This window comes from Deltaproteobacteria bacterium, assembly GCA_019308995.1.
GTDB lineage: Bacteria > Desulfobacterota > Desulfarculia > Adiutricales > JAFDHD01 > JAFDHD01.
In genome coordinates, this window is the sequence record JAFDHD010000189.1 from 1 (window position 1) to 3,450 (window position 3,450).

The window sequence follows — 3,450 nt, forward strand, 5'->3', positions numbered from 1 at the left end:
GTTTTTCCAGCCGGCCCTTAAACGCGCTGGCACACCGCCGGGGCCCTGGGCCAGGACTTGCCATCTTTGAGGGGCGTAATGAAATCGGTGTACTGAAACAGACTGCGGCCAGTTTTTTGAGGGCCGGTCGCGTTCAGGCGTGAGGACACGAACCGCGAGGCCCTGTCCTGCCAGGGCCTCAGTCAGTTGATAGATAAAGAATCCGGCAGGATCATCTGGCGAACCTGGAAACGAGGTGGTCAGGCATAAAATCCTCGAGTTTTTAATATCACCATCGTTTTGGCTAGCAATCATGAGGCATAATGAGGCATAATAAAACGATCAATCGCGGGCAAAAACCTTGCCACTTCAAGGCCCAGCCGCCTTAATGTCTTAGATGATCAGGGCGTCTGCCATATCAGGAGTATAGGCCTTGGGCGGATTATGTGTCAAGTGTGAATCATCCCGATAAGTTAGCTTGATTTCACGTATTCAGGTCACAGGGCGGCCTTCATTCCTTTCCCCTTGACCTTCTCATCGGCTCCTGATACTTATTCTTACTGTCTTTTAAGAAGGTTACTGGCCTGAGGAAGGAGATTGTTCCTTCAGGCCCGAGACGTTCGGCCGTAGAAAGACAGCCTTTTTCAAATCTTCTTGACGATAAGTATGACTCATGTGCGGCATCGTTGGTTATCACATTGCCCGGCGCGATAGAGGCGAAAAGCAAGCCTTGAAACAGGCCGTGGCCGCGCTTCAGCATCGCGGGCCGGACGGGCAGGGATTCTACTTTTCTGATGAGGTCGGACTGGGTCATTCTCGGCTGGCGGTCATTGATATCCAGACCGGGGACCAGCCTCTTTACAATGAAGACGGATCAGCGGCCCTGATCGTCAACGGTGAGTTTTACAATTTCCAGGAACTCAACCAGGAACTGCTCAAGCACGGCCATCAATTCAAAACCAGGTCCGACTCAGAAACCTTCCTTCATCTTTACGAAGATCATTCTGTGCCAGAGGCGTTGAGCCGCCTCAATGGCATGTGGGCCCTGGCCTTGTGGGACCGGAAAAGGAAAAGGCTGATTCTGGCCAGGGACCGGGCTGGGAAAAAGCCTCTGTACTATGTCCACGAGAAGGACAGGCTGCTTTTTGCCTCTGAAATCAAGGCGCTGCTGCCTTTTAAGGGCCTGGACCTGGCGCAAAATGAGACGGCCTTGGCCCTGTATCTGAAATACGGCTATGTGCCTGCGCCCTATTCCATTTACAGATCCATCCATAAATTTCCGGCTGCCAGTTATGGGGTCTATGAAGACGGCCGGCTGACCATTCAGCCTTACTGGCGCCTCCCCGACATTGTGGATCATGATCGCACCGAGGCCGAGTGGAGCGAAGCCCTGACCGCGACCCTTGATGACGCCGTGAGGCTCAGGCTGGTCTCTGACGTCCCGCTGGGCGTCTTCCTGTCCGGAGGCATTGACTCCTCGCTGATCGTCAGAGACATGGCGCCTTACGCCGGGGAAAAGGTGAAGACCTTTTGCATCGGGTTTAGCGACCCAACTTATGATGAGAGCGTTCACGCTGAAAGCGCGGCCAGGCACCTGGGTACCGAGCACCACGTTCACATGGTGGATTTCGACAAGGTGGACCGGCTGCCTGAGCTGGCGACGCATTTTGACGAGCCTTTTGCCGACGCCTCTTTTCTGCCCACCTGGCACCTTTGCCAGGCCACCAGGAAGCATGTCACGGTTTCGCTTTCAGGCGACGGCGGAGATGAACTCTTCGGAGGATACCGGCGATATATGGCCGCCAAGCTCACCCGCACCTATCTCAACGTCCCGGCCCCGTTTCGCCGCTTCCTGGTTGAACCCCTGGTAAACCGGCTGCCAGCGCCCGGGGTGTATTACGGCCAATCGGTCTTTAAGAAGGCAAAGCTCTTCGTTGAAAGCGCCAACCGCCTCCACGAAAACCCCCTGGCCGTCAGCCCGCGCATCTTCAGCGATAAAGAAATCCTGAGCCTCTTCCCGGGACTGGACATGCCTTCTCCCGAGACAGACCCCCTGCTTTGCGCCGCAGCCGCTTTGCAGCCTGGCAGCACGGTCGAAACCATGCTCAAAACCGACTTCCAGACCTATCTGCCAGACGACATCCTGGTCAAGGTTGACCGCATGAGCATGTACCACTCCCTTGAAGTTCGCTGCCCCTTTCTGGACCATCGCCTGGTAGAGCTTGCCCATCGCATGCCTCTGAAATATAAAATTAAAGGCCTGAAATCAAAATATATTCTCCGCCGTCTGGCTGAAAGAGGTCTCCCGCCTCAGATCGGAAAAAGAGCCAAGCAAGGCTTCATGGTTCCCCTTGACGTCTGGTTCAGGGGAAAGCTGAAGGCATTCATCCATGATATGATGCAGGATGCCAGGACGCCCTGGGACAAGGCCCCGGCGCTAAACCTCCTTGAAGAACACTTAAGCGGACGGTATGATAATGCCACCAGACTTTGGGCCCTGGCGGTTCTGGGATTGTGGTCGGGAAAATAGAGAAGCCTGCCCTTGCATTGGTGTCAATTAATTGATATTATATTAAATTATTGGGGAGATTGTTGCGAGGCGTTACGCGGTCGCGTATCAAAGCGGCGTGGTTTGCATGTAAAAGCAAGACCCGAAAACATAAGGCGGTTCCCCTGATCTGAACCAGGGATGCTTTTTTAGCTGCCGTATTTACTTTCACATTCTCCTTGACACTAAGGCGGTATTTGTCTTATAAATACTGCTAATATTTTTTTATAGCCTACCTGTATCAAGCAGGGGTGATAACTGCTTGTAGAATATTTAAATTTAAGAATTACCCAAGGAGGAGAAAAAAAGATGGCAATTGTTGAATTCAAAAACAATAAGTTCGAAGTTGACGAGGACGGTTTTCTACAGGGCTTTGATACGTGGAATGAGGACTGGGTTGAGTATGTGAAGGAGCAGGAAGGCATCACGGAAGTCACAGAAGAGCACTGGAAGATTATTCGTATGCTCCAGGAGTACTACGAGAAGAATGGCATTGCCCCCATGGTGCGCATCCTGTCCAAGGTTACCGGATACAAACTCAAGAAAATCTATGAGCTTTTCCCGTCAGGACCTGGCAAGGGCGCCTGCAAGATGGCCGGGTTGGCCAAACCGACCGGCTGCGTCTAGATATCCCTGGTTATCGAACTGAAAAGGGCCTCCTTTGTGAACTAAAAGGGAGGCTTTTTTTTATATCCGGGCCGGTCCGGGTCTGAGGGATAATGACTTGCCCCATTGGTTTTTTTGTAGTACAAAAAAATATCTCGATCTTAGCACCTGCAATCGGGCCCGGTGAGATCAACCTGTTAATACCAGGTTGCGATCAAACATTTACTAACGAATTGTCATTGGAGCTTTAGCGACGAAGCAATGTAAAAATACGGGCGGGGATAAACCCCGCCCCTACAATACCGATTTAGAGCAAT

The 3,450-nt window shown here is 52.2% G+C and carries 2 protein-coding genes; both read left to right on the plus strand.

Annotated features, from left to right (window positions below):
* Nucleotides 1-652: 652 nt before the first annotated feature.
* Nucleotides 653-2,509: an asparagine synthase (glutamine-hydrolyzing) gene (gene asnB / locus JRI95_16635; protein ID MBW2063171.1), complete on the plus strand. Its 1,857-nt coding sequence runs from the start codon at nucleotides 653-655 to the stop codon at nucleotides 2,507-2,509.
* Between the two features lie 327 nt (nucleotides 2,510-2,836).
* A complete protein-coding gene (locus JRI95_16640) occupies nucleotides 2,837-3,154 on the plus strand; it encodes a TusE/DsrC/DsvC family sulfur relay protein (protein MBW2063172.1) in 318 nt (105 codons plus the stop codon).
* Nucleotides 3,155-3,450 lie beyond the last annotated feature (296 nt).

Bases quoted from the DNA above. Each gene is read 5' to 3' on its own strand.
- asnB (MBW2063171.1), top strand. From the start codon at position 653: ATGTGCGGCATCGTTGGTTATCACATTGCCCGGCGCGATAGAGGCGAA.
- JRI95_16640 (MBW2063172.1), top strand. From the start codon at position 2,837: ATGGCAATTGTTGAATTCAAAAACAATAAGTTCGAAGTTGACGAGGAC.